16 protein-coding genes are annotated in these 13,580 nt (G+C 30.4%); 11 read left to right on the top strand and 5 right to left on the bottom strand.

Annotated features, from left to right (window positions below; all coding sequences use genetic code 11):
• Window positions 1-31: 31 nt before the first annotated feature.
• From AC2GW8_RS12110 to AC2GW8_RS12060, 11 genes are all read left to right on the top strand, one after another.
• Complete coding sequence (locus AC2GW8_RS12110) at window positions 32-226, top strand: helix-turn-helix domain-containing protein (protein ID WP_440880130.1); 195 nt, start codon at window positions 32-34, stop codon at window positions 224-226.
• 414 nt (window positions 227-640) lie between these two features.
• The gene (locus AC2GW8_RS12105; RefSeq protein ID WP_440880129.1) at window positions 641-1,420 is read left to right on the top strand and encodes a type 1 glutamine amidotransferase domain-containing protein; all 780 of its coding nucleotides are present in this window, start codon (window positions 641-643) and stop codon (window positions 1,418-1,420) included.
• Window positions 1,421-1,433: 13 nt separating this feature from the next.
• Complete coding sequence (locus AC2GW8_RS12100) at window positions 1,434-1,973, top strand: OsmC family protein (RefSeq protein WP_440880128.1); 540 nt, start codon at window positions 1,434-1,436, stop codon at window positions 1,971-1,973.
• A gap of 258 nt (window positions 1,974-2,231) precedes the next feature.
• Window positions 2,232-3,011 (top strand): type 1 glutamine amidotransferase domain-containing protein, encoded by a 780-nt coding sequence (locus AC2GW8_RS12095; protein WP_440880127.1) that lies wholly within the window; start codon window positions 2,232-2,234, stop codon window positions 3,009-3,011.
• Window positions 3,012-3,344: 333 nt separating this feature from the next.
• A complete protein-coding gene (locus tag AC2GW8_RS12090) occupies window positions 3,345-4,124 on the top strand; it encodes a type 1 glutamine amidotransferase domain-containing protein (protein ID WP_440880126.1) in 780 nt (259 codons plus the stop codon).
• Window positions 4,125-4,209: 85 nt separating this feature from the next.
• Entirely contained in the window at window positions 4,210-5,214 is a 1,005-nt protein-coding gene (locus AC2GW8_RS12085; protein ID WP_440880125.1) for an MBL fold metallo-hydrolase, read from the top strand.
• A gap of 85 nt (window positions 5,215-5,299) precedes the next feature.
• On the top strand, window positions 5,300-6,265 hold the full coding sequence (locus tag AC2GW8_RS12080; protein ID WP_440880124.1) for an MBL fold metallo-hydrolase: 966 nt from the start codon (window positions 5,300-5,302) through the stop codon (window positions 6,263-6,265).
• A 121-nt stretch (window positions 6,266-6,386) separates the two neighbouring features.
• A complete protein-coding gene (locus tag AC2GW8_RS12075) occupies window positions 6,387-7,187 on the top strand; it encodes an MBL fold metallo-hydrolase (protein WP_440880123.1) in 801 nt (266 codons plus the stop codon).
• Between the two features lie 22 nt (window positions 7,188-7,209).
• Window positions 7,210-8,283, top strand: a complete 1,074-nt coding sequence (locus AC2GW8_RS12070) for a flavin monoamine oxidase family protein (RefSeq protein ID WP_440880122.1) — start codon at window positions 7,210-7,212, stop codon at window positions 8,281-8,283.
• 3 nt (window positions 8,284-8,286) lie between these two features.
• Entirely contained in the window at window positions 8,287-9,042 is a 756-nt protein-coding gene (locus tag AC2GW8_RS12065) for an SDR family NAD(P)-dependent oxidoreductase (protein WP_440880121.1), read from the top strand.
• A 322-nt stretch (window positions 9,043-9,364) separates the two neighbouring features.
• Window positions 9,365-9,796, top strand: coding sequence for an Lrp/AsnC family transcriptional regulator (locus AC2GW8_RS12060; RefSeq protein ID WP_440880120.1), 432 nt, complete (start codon window positions 9,365-9,367; stop codon window positions 9,794-9,796).
• 2 nt (window positions 9,797-9,798) lie between these two features.
• On the opposite strand, the gene AC2GW8_RS12055 is transcribed toward AC2GW8_RS12060, so the two are convergent.
• The 5 genes from AC2GW8_RS12055 to AC2GW8_RS12035 form a co-directional block, all read right to left on the bottom strand.
• Window positions 9,799-10,746 (bottom strand): 2-hydroxyacid dehydrogenase, encoded by a 948-nt coding sequence (locus tag AC2GW8_RS12055; protein ID WP_440880119.1) that lies wholly within the window; start codon window positions 10,744-10,746, stop codon window positions 9,799-9,801.
• Between the two features lie 6 nt (window positions 10,747-10,752).
• On the bottom strand, window positions 10,753-11,331 hold the full coding sequence (locus tag AC2GW8_RS12050; RefSeq protein WP_440880118.1) for a cysteine hydrolase family protein: 579 nt from the start codon (window positions 11,329-11,331) through the stop codon (window positions 10,753-10,755).
• A complete protein-coding gene (locus tag AC2GW8_RS12045; protein WP_440880117.1) occupies window positions 11,328-11,759 on the bottom strand; it encodes a VOC family protein in 432 nt (143 codons plus the stop codon). Before AC2GW8_RS12045 ends, AC2GW8_RS12050 begins: the two co-directional genes overlap by 4 nt.
• A 381-nt stretch (window positions 11,760-12,140) precedes the next feature.
• Entirely contained in the window at window positions 12,141-12,527 is a 387-nt protein-coding gene (locus AC2GW8_RS12040) for a hypothetical protein (protein WP_440880116.1), read from the bottom strand.
• A gap of 460 nt (window positions 12,528-12,987) precedes the next feature.
• Window positions 12,988-13,503: a hypothetical protein gene (locus tag AC2GW8_RS12035; protein ID WP_440880115.1), complete on the bottom strand. Its 516-nt coding sequence runs from the start codon at window positions 13,501-13,503 to the stop codon at window positions 12,988-12,990.
• Window positions 13,504-13,580 lie beyond the last annotated feature (77 nt).

The raw sequence follows: 13,580 nt of genomic DNA, 5'->3' as shown, positions 1-13,580 counted from the left end.
AAAAATATTATTCTTCAAAAACTAAAAGAAAATGGAAAATAAAAATCACATTAACACTAATAAAAACAATTTTCTAAAAGAACAACGAAGATTAAAAAAGCTTACTATTTACGATATTGCTCTACGCTTAAGTATAAGTAAACAACAGGTTATAAGTTATGAAAAAGGGATAGATCCTATTCCTAATGATATATATACTAAGCTCAAAAAAATTCTTGATTTATAAAATTATTAAATAAATAGGAAAAATTAAATAAACACCTCTATTACCAATATATAAGTAAGTCTGTTATGGAAAGAGAACGATATTTTATAAGATCGTTCTCTTCTTATTTTAATTAACATCGAATAATCCTATGCCCTATAATTAAAGAATAACACCATTTCAAATCACCATAAAAGGAAAAGAGGATATTATCTTTATTTGTATAAAATTAAAACATAACAATAGCTCGTTTTTTTTGAAGTAGAAAGAGAAAAAAGAATGTTTTAGCCCGGCATTTTCAAGTTATAAATGGTATTAATATGCTCATTGAAAACCATATTCACCTAGAAAACAAATCTTACCATTTATTGTTCAAAAACTACCATTTTAACAAGATAATCAAAGGTAACTTTACACCAGTAATAATCAGAAAAAATGAAAAATATAAAATCAATCTTCGTATTTGTATTCACACTTTTAGTGACAAATACATTCGCACAAACAACTTTAAAAGTAAACACAGGTAACAAACAAAAAAGAGTACTCCTTGTTATGTCTTCTTTTGACGATATGGGGTTAAGTGGAAAACAAACTGGAACATGGTTCACTGAATTGGCTGCTCCTTATTATATTCTTACAGAAGCTGGATATGAAGTTGTATTTGCTTCTCCTGATGGAGGTGAAGCTCCTATTGACTTACTGAGTATGAAAGTCCCTTTTACTACAGAGTATACTAAAAAATTCTTGAATGATCCTGTAGCAATGTTTGCCGCTAAAAGAACTAGAAAACTAAGAAATATTGATTACAATACTTTTGATGCTGCTTTCTTCCCTGGAGGATACGGGCTTCTTTGGGATTTAGCTTCTGATCAATTTGTGATCAAATTAATAAAAGACTTTTATGAAACAGGAAGACCCATAGCAATGGTGTGTCATGCTCCAGCTATTTTAAGAGATGTGAAATTATCAAATGGTAAGTACTTAGTAGAGGGGCTAAACTTAACAGGTTTTAAAGATGCTGAAGATGCTGAAATTGAATTAGACAGACATCTGTTATTCTCTCTTGAGCAAGAATTAAAAAGAAGAGGAGCTAACTATAAAAGTAAAGCTAACTGGGAACCTAATGTAGTAATTGATGGAGCACTTATGACCGGACAGAGCCCAGCTTCTGCATCTCCTTTGGCTAAAGCTCTTGCTAAAAGATTAAAAAAATAAAATAAAAAATATCATGATTAATAACATTAACACAGAGGCTTTACAAAATTTTAAAAATACAGTAGAAAAGGACTATAATAATGGAATTTTAAAAAGTAGTATCCAAGCAATATGGCAATCTGGTACAGAAATAAAAATTCAAACAAAGGATTTTAAATTGGGTTCTTCTACTGTTAAACATGATTTCTCCTTTTTTGTTGACGAACCAGAGGAACTTCTAGGAAAACACTCTGCACCAGCTCCTTTAGACTATTTTCTTGCTGGGTTATCATCTTGTATGACGATAACATTTATCGCAATAGCATCATCTAAAGGTATAAAAATAGATAATCTTACTCTTGATATTAAAACAGAACTTGATTTACGTGGTTTTCTTGGTATTGATGAAAAAATACCTGCTGGATTTGACTCAGCTGAATACCTATTTACTGTAAAAGGTGATGGAAGTTCTGAAGAATTAAAAGAGATCGCTGATCAAGTCATTAAACTTTCTCCTAATTATTATTCAATAACAAACAAAGTTAAAATGACAGCTAAACTGGATATAATTTAAAAAATAGATTAATTGATTTCAATATGAAGTAGTTATACTTCAACATCAAGGGAAAACTTTTTAGTTTTCCCTTCATTTCTTTATAATATTTTCCTTTTTCAAGAAAAAAACATTGATTCTTTTTAAAATTAAACCTGAATAACTTTTATAATTTATAAGCACATTACTTTAAGTTGCCCTTTTACCATTCATAGCACTTAAATTACCATTTTAACAAGGTGTTCACCTGTAAATTTGTACCAGTAATAATTAGAAAAAATGAAAAATATAAAATCAATCCTCGTATTTGTTTTCACGCTTTTAGTGACAAATACATTCGCACAAACAACTTTAAAAGTAAACACAGGTAACAAGCAAAAAAGAGTACTCCTTGTTATGTCTTCTTTTGACGATATGGGGTTAAGTGGAAAACAAACTGGAACATGGTTCACTGAATTGGCTGCTCCTTATTATATTCTTACAGAAGCTGGATATGAAGTTGTATTTGCTTCTCCTGATGGAGGAGAAGCTCCTATTGACTTACTGAGTATGAAAGTCCCTTTTACTACAGAATATACTAAAAAATTCTTGAATGATCCTGTAGCAATGTTTGCCGCTAAAAGAACTAGAAAGCTAAGAAATATTGATTACAATACTTTTGATGCTGCTTTCTTCCCTGGAGGATACGGGCTTCTTTGGGATTTAGCTTCTGATCAATTTGTGATCAAATTAATAAAAGACTTTTATGAAACAGGAAGACCCATAGCAATGGTATGTCATGCTCCAGCTATTTTAAGAGATGTGAAATTATCAAATGGCAAGTACTTAGTAGAGGGGCTAAACTTAACAGGTTTTAAAGATGCTGAAGATGCTGAAATTGAATTAGACAGACATCTGTTATTCTCTCTTGAACAAGAATTAAAAAGAAGAGGAGCTAACTATAAAAGTAAAGCTAACTGGGAGCCTAATGTAGTAGTTGATGGAGCGCTTATGACCGGACAAAGCCCAGCTTCTGCACCTCCCTTGGCTAAAGCTCTTGCTAAAAGATTGAAAAAATAAAATGAAAAACAAATATTAAAATTGTAAAAAGAGAAAAGCTTTATTAAAAGCTTTTCTCTTTTTAAGAAATATAAAGAAAGCTATTTAAGCTCATATGATTTTAAATCTAACACTAAATGATCACCAAGCTTTCCTTTTCTATTTACTTAATTATATTACTGACATTGAACAAACAAACGATAAAAAGATTAAAAAACTATTTACAAAACAAGAACAGTTCTATAACACAAACTCATTAAATAATACAAAAATAATCTTACCATTCATAGCACTTAAATTACCATTTTAACAAGGTATTCACCTGTAAATTTGTACCAGTAATAATTAGAAAAAATGAAAAATATAAAATCAATCCTCGTATTTGTATTCACGCTTTTAGTGACAAATACATTCGCACAAACAACTTTAAAAGTAAACACAGGTAACAAGCAAAAAAGAGTACTCCTTGTTATGTCTTCTTTTGACGATATGGGGTTAAGTGGAAAACAAACTGGAACATGGTTCACTGAATTGGCTGCTCCTTATTATATTCTTACAGAAGCTGGATATGAAGTTGTATTTGCTTCTCCTGATGGAGGTGAAGCTCCTATTGACTTACTGAGTATGAAAGTCCCTTTCACTACAGAGTATACTAAAAAATTCTTGAATGATCCTGTAGCAATGTTTGCCGCTAAAAGAACTAGAAAACTAAGAAATATTGATTACAATACTTTTGATGCTGCTTTCTTCCCTGGAGGATACGGGCTTCTTTGGGATTTAGCTTCTGATCAATTTGTGATCAAATTAATAAAAGACTTTTATGAAACAGGAAGACCCATAGCAATGGTATGTCATGCTCCAGCTATTTTAAGAGATGTGAAATTATCAAATGGTAAGTACTTAGTAGAGGGACTAAACTTAACAGGTTTTAAAGATGCTGAAGATGCTGAAATTGAATTAGACAGACATCTGTTATTCTCTCTTGAGCAAGAATTAAAAAGAAGAGGAGCTAACTATAAAAGTAAAGCTAACTGGGAACCTAATGTAGTAATTGATGGAGCACTTATGACCGGGCAGAGCCCAGCTTCTGCATCTCCTTTGGCTAAAGCTCTTGCTAAAAGATTAAAAAAATAAAATAAATATCAAGATTGTGAAAATAGAAAGACTTTTAATAAAGCTCTTCTATTTAAAAATCGATTAAATTCTTATACTTCAAATTATGAAAAAACAGAATATCCAAAGAAGATCATTTTTAAAAAGAACCTCTATAATAGCAAGCGCAGCAATAGCAGCTCCAACAGCATTAATTTCATGTAGTGATGATGATAATGAAGATTTGATTACTCCTACTTTACAATACGGACAGGGAGATGGATTCTACAGAAAAAAAATTGGAAATAAGGAAATAACAGTAATCAGCGATGGTTCCTTATATTTTCCTAATTCTTTTTTTGCTCAAGAAGCAGATGAAACATCCTTAAATCAGCTGACAACATCAAATGGTTTTTCTTCTGATACAACAGCTGTTCAAGTAAATGCAATGGTTATCAAAGAAAATGATGATATTACTCTAATTGATGTAGGAACGAGTGAAGGTATTTACGATACTGTTGGAAATTTTTTAAGAAATTTCCACAAAGCAGGGTTTAAAGAAAAAGATGTCAATAGAGTAATATTAACACATTTACATTTTGACCACTTTGGGTATTTATTTGATAAAGAAGGAAAAGCTATTTTTCCAAATGCAGAAATTATCTTGTCTGAAAAAGAATATAATTTTTGGAATGATAACACAATCGACCTATCTAACATCAATGTAGATCAAGGAACGAAAGATTTCTTCATCAACTCTGCTAAAACTGTAATAAACAACATGAAAAATCAATTCACAGTAAAAAAAGGGGGGCAAGAACTAGCTCCCGGACTTGCTATGCTGGAAGCTCCTGGTCATACTCCAGGTCATTTTGCAATAGAGGGTGATGGATTTGTATATTTAGCCGATACATTTGTTCATCCATGGGTACATTTACCACATCCTGAATGGACTTCTAAGGTTGATGTAAATCCAGATGCAGTAAGAAGTTCTCGTAAAATGATTTTGGATAAAGTAGCCACTGATAATTTATTAGTAGCGGGTTCACATACCAATTTTCCTGGATTTGGGAGAATATTAAAAAACGGAAACGGATACGACTGGAAGTCTACTCCTTTCGAATGGAAATAAAAAATATCTGATAATAAAAGAGTGTATTCTCTGTTATTATCAGATAATTTAATACTAAAAAACAACAAACATCAATTCTCAACCAATGAAATCAATTAAAAACCTAACTGTAAGTGTTTTAATAGACAATACAACTGATATGTTTTCTTCGCGGCCAGATCATGTAGACAGCGAACTAAAGGTATTAATGGATAGCGGATTAGAAATAGGAAGTGGACCTTTATTATGCTCTGCGCATCACGGATTATCGTTGTTCTTAGAAGCCGAAACTGAAAATGGAACTAAATCTGTGTTATTTGACGCAGGTCCAGATCCATCTGGTCTAGCACGTAATTCAAACCATATGGGAGTATCATTAGAAAATACAGATGCTATTGTTTTATCTCATGGCCATTTTGATCATGCTGAAGCTTTACCAAAAGCTCTAGAATTGATTAAAGCCGATAAGAAAGATAATCCTGTTCCTTTATATGTGCACCCAGGCGCCTTTGTTAAAAGAGCAGCTAAATTACCAGATGGTAATATGCTACCTTATACAGATGTTCCTTCTGTTGATTTTTTAACTAAAAAAGGAGCCGATGTAAAAACATCTTCAAAAGAAGAAACTATCGTAGATGATTATTTCTATGTCAGCGGAGAAATACCGAGAAACAGTTTTGAAAATGGCTTATCTAATCATTACAAAAAAGATGATGAGGGAAATTGGACACCTGACCCAGATATTGAAGATGAACGTTTCCTAGCTGTTAATATCAAAGATAAAGGAATAGCTATATTCACAGGGTGTTCTCATGCTGGAATTGTAAACGTATGTAAACATGCCGCAGAAGTTTTCAAAGACCAACCTCTTTACGCTCTTGTAGGTGGATTACATTTAGTATACCCCAACGAAAACTTGATTGATGAAACCATTGAAGAATTAAAACAATTCAATTTTAAAGTTATAATTCCTGGACATTGTACTGGATGGAGAGCTATTAATCGTTTCATAAACGAATTTGGTGAAAAAATCGTAGACCCTTTAGCAGTAGGAACAAAACAACATCTCTAAAATAAAAAGTATAACTATGAAACATATTTTAACAAACACGATATTATTGATTTTTTTGACTTTCAACATTAGTTGTAAATCACAAACAAACAAACAAACAGAGACTTTAAAAATCACAAATTTGAATGATTCTTTTACCAAGCATGATCATTTGGTTATGGATTGGGGATATTCAAGTATCATAGAATATAAAGGAAAAAAAATCTTATTTGATCTTGGCAACAATGCTGAAGTACTTGAAACAAATATTAGAAAATTAAACATAAATATAAAAGATATTGATTTTGCTGTACTGTCTCATAGGCATAGCGATCACATGGGAGGCATGGATTTTTTATTAAAAGAGAACCCTGCTATTAAAATTTATGCTCCAACAGAAAATTTTGGTATTTATGGAGCTAGTTTACCTAGTAGTTTTTATAAAAAAGATCCCAATGCTCCAAAACACAGACAATACTATAATGGACATCCTGAAGAAATAATGCATTTTGGTAAAGCTTGGTCTAAAGCTAACATCAAATTAATTACAAAAAATACTGAGATAATCCCTGGTTTTCATCTTATTTTCCTAGTATCAGATTTTAAGGGAACTCTCGAGTTATCAGAAATATCTCTTGCAATAGATTCTCCTTCTGGACAAAATATAATTATAGGTTGTGGGCATACAGGTCTCGAAAATATTATAAAAGAATCTCAAAAAATTAATCCTAAAACAAACCTTATTACGGGAGGATTTCATTTACTTCAAAAAGAAGATAGTGAACTAAATCAATTAATTACTAAACTAGATAAAACGTATCATGTTAAATATGCTGCTCCTAGTCATTGTAGTGGAGAGAGAGCTATGACGTTTTTTGAGAAAACTTTTAACAATAGGTACATTTATGCAGGCTTGGGAGAGACAATAACTCTTAAATTATAGAAAACAATTTTAGTTTAAAATTATGAAAGATGTAATAGTTATAGGAGGTGGACTTGCTGGTTTGACAACTGCGCATCTTCTAAAAGATCAAAATCTAAAAGTACAAATTTTAGAAGCAAACACCCAACTTGGGGGACGCATAAAAACCGTAAAAAGTGCATCTGGATTTGGTTTAGAAATGGGTGCTACTTGGGTTTTCAATGATCCTTTTTTAAAACAATTAATACAGAGCTTAAATATTGAACTTTATCCTCAATATATAACTGGTAAGGGATTTTATGAAATGAACTTTATGGATAAAACTCAAGTATTTGATGTGCATCAAATGATGGGAGGACAAGAATATCATAAAGTAGCTGGTGGAACATATGAAATTATCAAGTCTCTTGAAAAATTGATAGGGACTCAAAATATTGAATTAAACAGTAAGGTAACTACTATTCAAGATAATGATGATCATATTGAAATAATTACCAGCGATAAAAGGATATTTAAAGCCAAAAATGTTGTGATAACGATACCTCCTAGACTATTAGCATCAACAATAAATTTTTCACCAAATTTATCAGAAAATTCAAAACAAATCAGGTTAAAAACACATACATGGATGGCTGATTCAGTAAAGTTCTCCATAGAATATAAAGAACCTTTCTGGAGAGCAAAAGGTCTGGCTGGTTATGGTATTAGTAATATTGGGATTGTAAGAGAGTTCCAAGACCATGTAAACAATAAAGGTAATCTTTACGGATTAGTTGGTTTTTTGAATTTATCTCCTTCCCAATTAAACTCGAGTGAAGAAGAGAGAAAAAACCAAGTTATTAAAGATTTAAGTAGGATAATTGGAAACGAAGCGAAAAATTATGTCTCTTATAAAGATACCATTTGGGCTATTGAGAGTATGAATAAAGAATTAACTAATATAAATGAAGGCTTATATGCACATCAACATAATGGGGATAGAGAAATAATAAGTCCAGAAATGGGACAAAAATTATTCTTCGCAGGAGCAGAAACTTCAACAGTAAACCCAGGTTACATGGAAGGTGCTGTAAAATCAGCTTATCGTGCTACCAAAGAAATAATTAGTAAATCATAACTCATGGATTTTAACAACAAAACAGTTTTAATTATCGGGGGGTCCAGTGGTATTGGACTTGAAACGGCTAAGCAATTTATAAAACTTAATGCAACAGTTATTATTACTGGAAGTAATAAAAATAAATTAATATCTGCGCAAAAAAATATAGCTATTCAAAATGAACACAACATTAGCTACGTTAAAGTTGATATCACTAAAAAAGAGAGTATATATGAATTGAAAAAAAAACTCGAAAACAATCATACAGCAATAGATATCTTAATTATTACAGCAGGTATTGGAAAGTTTGGGGAAATTGATGAGATTAGTGAAAAAGACTATGACCTAGTAATGAACACTAATGTTAAAGGAACCTTTTTCAGTTTATCAGCACTTAAAAGTCTCATTAAAAAAGGAGGAAATATTGTACTAACAAGTTCTTTTTTAACAAAGCAAAGTTTACCATTAACTTCTGTTTTGACTGCCTCTAAAGCAGCCATTGAGAGTTTTACTAAAATTTTTGCAAAAGAATTTAGTGAATTTAATATACGCGTGAATGCGATAAGTCCTGGAAGTGTTAAAACTGGTTTTATGTCAGTTGCCAATCCTGAAGAAAAAGTTATAAACATCTTAAAAAGTCAAACTCCCAACATTCCTTTACAAAAACGAGCTGATGTGGATGAAATATCTAGTGCCATCCTTTTTTTGGCGAGTACGGATGCTAGATATATTACAGGTACTATTTTAGATGTTGATGGAGGACTTTCAATTGCTTAAATAAAAACATTCACCTAGAGTAGAGATAACTTCTGCTTAAATTTTCAAACCTAATGGAATATTTCTTATTCAAATAAGTAAAAAATACTCAATTTCAGTTTGAGTAATAAATTTTTGTAACATAGTAAATGTTCTATTAGGCTTTTATTCACCACGTAATTAAAAGCAAATTAGTACTACAATTAATAATTTACATATTGACTATTACTTCTTACCATACAAAAAAATATTAAGCATAATATAATATTAGACACCTATATTACTTGTAATTGATTTGTTATTTTAGCTTACATTTAAGTACTAATTTTTAGTAATAGAAATAATGGATCAAATAGATAAAAAAATTTTAAATATACTCCAAGAAAATGCCAGAATGAGTTATTCAGAGGTGGCTAAAAAGGTTTATCTATCCCCGCCTGCACTAAAGGAACGAATTATAAAGATGGAAGACCATGGTATTATAAAATCTTATGATATCAAACTAGATTATAAACTATTGGGCTATGATATTGAAACTTTCATGACAGTTAATTTATTTCACGGAAAATTAAAAAGTTTCTTGAGTATTATTAAAACTTTTCCTGAAGTAAAAAAAGCATATCGAATTACTGGTGAGCAAAACGTCATGCTTTTTTTAGTTCTTAAGGACAGGCTTCATTTACAAGAAATAATTGATAAATTAATGAAATACGGGGATACTAAGTCTCATATTATTTTATCAGAAATTTCAATAGAAGACAACTACTTAAAATAATATTAATACCCTTTTCTAAAGTCAACAATATTATTCAACTTCTCACCTTTCTCAACCTTCATTATCTGCCTCATTATCAATCCACAAGAATCTTCAGGGTTATTTAGAGCCGCTAAATGCGGTGTAATTCTTATTTTTTGATGGCTCCACAAAGGGGATTTTTTAGGCAAAGGCTCATTTTGAAAAACATCTAAAGTTGCTCCTTTTAAAACACCATTATTTAATGCCCAAAGTATATCATTATCTTTTTGTACTCCTCCTCGACCACATGAAATAAAAAATGCTCCTTTAAAGAAATTATTTTTGGGTAAGTCTTCTAGTAAATCTCTATTAACTAATCCTTTTGTTTCTTGTGTTAATGGTAAAAGTGAAATCAAGATATCACTCTTTTTAACCATATTTTTAAGCCCTGTTTTCCCTGAAAAAGTAGCTATTCCTTTAATCGCTTTTTTAGTTCTACTCCAACCTAAAACATTATATTTCATAGTCCCTAAAAAACTAGCTATTTCACTACCAATAAATCCTAATCCTAATATTCCTATATTTAGGTCTTCTGCTTTTGGTTCTTGTAAAGCAATCCAATTTCGTTGTTTTTGTGCTTCCTCTAATACATACATATTCCGATGGTAGTACAATACATTAAAAAGTATATACTGCAGCATAGAATCTTTTAAACCTTCAGGGACAATTCTTATTATCGGCACTTCAGATAGCTGACTAAACTTCATCAGGTTATCAACACCTGCCCCAGTATTAAATACAACTTTTAAATTCCTTAAATCTTCAAAAAAATGTTCTTTTGGCTTCCAAACGACAGCGTAATCAATCATTTCGGGATCATACGCATCTATCTCTGCTCTGTACACTTTATAACCAGGCAAGTACTTTTCTAAATACGTTACCCAAATACTCTCGTCTTTATTAAAAAGCGAAATTAAAATACTCTTCATTTATTGTTAAAGAAATAAATTATTCGAATTAATTACTTTTATATGATACTGATCATACAGATCTAATACTGCTTTATGTTCTGTAACAGATCGATCTCCACAACAATCCTCTAAAACATATACTTCATAACCTCTTAAAAATGCAGAGTTTGCAGAAAACATAACACAAGCCTTCGTGAGTACTCCGCAGAAATACAATCGATTTATTTGATGTTTTTGGGCATAAATATCAAATTCATCCCCCACACTGGCAAATAAATCAAAAGTATGCTTAGTAAGTAGTACTTCATTTGGCAAGGGTTTCGCAAAAGGAGCTATATCACCATGTCCATCACCAAAACCTAATGGGTGTAACGTATACCACCAAGGCATCCATTTGCTTTTTTCTTTATCATCTTTCTCATTCGCATGAATGATAAACATATTTCTATCTCTTGCTCTAGAGAGTAAATTTTTAACATTATTAGATAGTTGTGGGAATTGAGCATCAATACTATTGGGAAATTTCTCGGAAGTAGTATATAGATATTCTTTTTGAAAATCTATACATACGATAGCGGAATGTTTTTCAAAATTATCTATCATCTTGCAAATAATTGGTTTGCTATATCTTGAAAAGCTTTAAACTCAATAGCATTTCCTGACGGATCTAAAAAAAACATCGTTGCCTGCTCTCCTGCCTCTCCTTCAAAACGTATGTAAGGATCAATGATAAACTTCACTTCTTTATTTTTAAGGTTTTCTGCAAGTTTCTTCCAAATGGATATAGTTAAAACTACTCCGAAATGCGGAATAGGAACATTTTTACTATCTACTAAATTAGTCGTATTCTCTTCCTTTTTATCAAGATTCTCTTTTTTGTGAAGAACCAATTGGTGTCCAAAAAAATTCAAATCTACCCAAGTACTAGAGCTCCTTCCTTCAGAGCATTCCAGAACCTCTTTGTAAAAGTTTTTAGATTTCTCTATATCTTGTACAGGAATGGCTAAATGAAATGGTAAGATTTCTTTCATAATATGTTCGATTTTTAATTAATACAAATCTATCTATATTGAAAGCCATCTTTATTTCAAAAATAAATAGAAACTTTATTTTTCCTTTATAAAAAATTCTTTTCAACACATTAATCTTTAATTTTTAAAGTCTATGGCAAAAAGGATCTTGTGTGGATTTTTTATCTGTCCAAATAAACTAATTACAAATACCTTAAAACTCAAAATATCACTATTTTAAAAACAAAATGATTATTATATAGTTATTTAAAGTTCAAATCGATTACAGGTAAAATAAATATAGATTCTAAATAAAGATTATTGTATCTAAAAGTGTTTATTCAAATGAATAACTGTAAGATTTTTATACCAAAAACACGATAGAAAATTCAAATAAAATATTTAATTTTTTAAAATTTGATTAATTTTCTTCACAAGAAAATCAGCTATTTCTTTATTTTGTAGGATAGTTTCTACAATTTTTTCTTTGATAAGGAGATTTAATTCTGGATTCTCATAACTTATGGAAGGTTCATTAACAAAATTATCCAAGTTTTTTTCCAAAAAAATTGTTCCTTTACCTGTAAGAAGCCAAGTAGGATTTATTTCAGGAAACGAAATTAGAATTTTGTTTAGTACATTACTTTTAAATGATGCTTTTCTTCGAATAGCGGTACCTATCGAGTTATTTGAAACACTAATCCTTTCTTCAAAGGATCTTATGTTCATATTGTTTATCTGAATTATTTTCAGAACTCTCTTATAAGTATCATCAGTAAAATCAATCATTTAAAATAACTTTTTTCTTTAAAATTTAGAAATATGTTTGTTTTATATAATTTTGTTTGTATATTTGTATAAACAATTACTCAATCTAGCACAAATATAAATTAAAAGTACCGTCGTTCTTTAAAATAATCGACAGTTTTGGCATATGATAATTGTCTAATTAGAAACTTTTGTCTTGATTAGATATATTACAACATGTATAAACAAAATAAACAACTGATAAACAAACCAATAAGTAAAATCATCTTTATGAACCGCTTAAAAGAAAAACAAATTTAATTTTACATGTAATCTTACTCAATAAATAAACTTTAAAATATAATTATTTGCATTTTAGGGGGTGGAAATAAATCGGGGTGGAAAATATTAATTTCTGCCTCGTTTTCTACAAAACTAACTTTTTTCTAATTTTAATAAAGATCGTTTATAAAAACGATCTTTATTCTATGTAGTAGAAAAATTAATCAGCAAATAACAATAATTGAGCTGCTGCTCCTTTTGCTCCATCACTTCCTGCTTGACCTAGAACTCCTATTTCTTTTGCGCCTTCGGGGTTCCCTCTATGATAATCACTTGTTTTTTGATAAACGTGATTATTGGAATAGAAACCTAACTCTTTTGCGCCTTCAGGATTTCCTCTGTGATAGTCACTTGTCTTCTGATAAACCCTTTTATTTTTTATGAACCCCAACTCTTTTGCACCTTCAGGATTTCCTCTGTGATAGTCACTTGTCTTCTGATAAACCCTTTCATTTTTTATGAATCCTAACTCTTCTGCACCTTCAGGATTTCCTCTATGATAATCACTAGTCTTCTTATAAACTCTATCTTTAGCGATAAAACCTAGTTCTTTCCCTCCTTCAGGATTACCTGTGTAATAAACACCTGTTTTTTGATAAATCCTACATTGTGAAACAGCTTCTAAATAAAAAGATAAAATAAAGACAATCAGCAGTATTATTTTCCTTGTACTCATTTTTATAAATTTTGGTTAATATTTTCTAAAATACCCTAAAAGAATAACAAAAAAAACAAGTATTTATACTATAATTT

It is taken from the genome of Tenacibaculum profundi (genome assembly GCF_057162725.1).
Note: the sequence above shows the minus strand (reverse complement) of the source record. Positions and strands in the feature narration are given on the sequence as shown.

Bases quoted from the DNA above. Each gene is read 5' to 3' on its own strand.
- AC2GW8_RS12080 (WP_440880124.1), top strand. From the start codon at position 5,300: ATGAAATCAATTAAAAACCTAACTGTAAGTGTTTTAATAGACAATACA.
- AC2GW8_RS12105 (WP_440880129.1), top strand. From the start codon at position 641: ATGAAAAATATAAAATCAATCTTCGTATTTGTATTCACACTTTTAGTG.
- AC2GW8_RS12040 (WP_440880116.1), bottom strand. From the start codon at position 12,527: ATGATTGATTTTACTGATGATACTTATAAGAGAGTTCTGAAAATAATT.
- AC2GW8_RS12100 (WP_440880128.1), top strand. From the start codon at position 1,434: ATGATTAATAACATTAACACAGAGGCTTTACAAAATTTTAAAAATACA.
- AC2GW8_RS12110 (WP_440880130.1), top strand. From the start codon at position 32: ATGGAAAATAAAAATCACATTAACACTAATAAAAACAATTTTCTAAAA.
- AC2GW8_RS12095 (WP_440880127.1), top strand. From the start codon at position 2,232: ATGAAAAATATAAAATCAATCCTCGTATTTGTTTTCACGCTTTTAGTG.
- AC2GW8_RS12055 (WP_440880119.1), bottom strand. From the start codon at position 10,746: ATGAAGAGTATTTTAATTTCGCTTTTTAATAAAGACGAGAGTATTTGG.
- AC2GW8_RS12065 (WP_440880121.1), top strand. From the start codon at position 8,287: ATGGATTTTAACAACAAAACAGTTTTAATTATCGGGGGGTCCAGTGGT.
- AC2GW8_RS12050 (WP_440880118.1), bottom strand. From the start codon at position 11,331: ATGATAGATAATTTTGAAAAACATTCCGCTATCGTATGTATAGATTTT.
- AC2GW8_RS12085 (WP_440880125.1), top strand. From the start codon at position 4,210: ATGAAAAAACAGAATATCCAAAGAAGATCATTTTTAAAAAGAACCTCT.
- AC2GW8_RS12070 (WP_440880122.1), top strand. From the start codon at position 7,210: ATGAAAGATGTAATAGTTATAGGAGGTGGACTTGCTGGTTTGACAACT.
- AC2GW8_RS12045 (WP_440880117.1), bottom strand. From the start codon at position 11,759: ATGAAAGAAATCTTACCATTTCATTTAGCCATTCCTGTACAAGATATA.
- AC2GW8_RS12035 (WP_440880115.1), bottom strand. From the start codon at position 13,503: ATGAGTACAAGGAAAATAATACTGCTGATTGTCTTTATTTTATCTTTT.
- AC2GW8_RS12090 (WP_440880126.1), top strand. From the start codon at position 3,345: ATGAAAAATATAAAATCAATCCTCGTATTTGTATTCACGCTTTTAGTG.
- AC2GW8_RS12060 (WP_440880120.1), top strand. From the start codon at position 9,365: ATGGATCAAATAGATAAAAAAATTTTAAATATACTCCAAGAAAATGCC.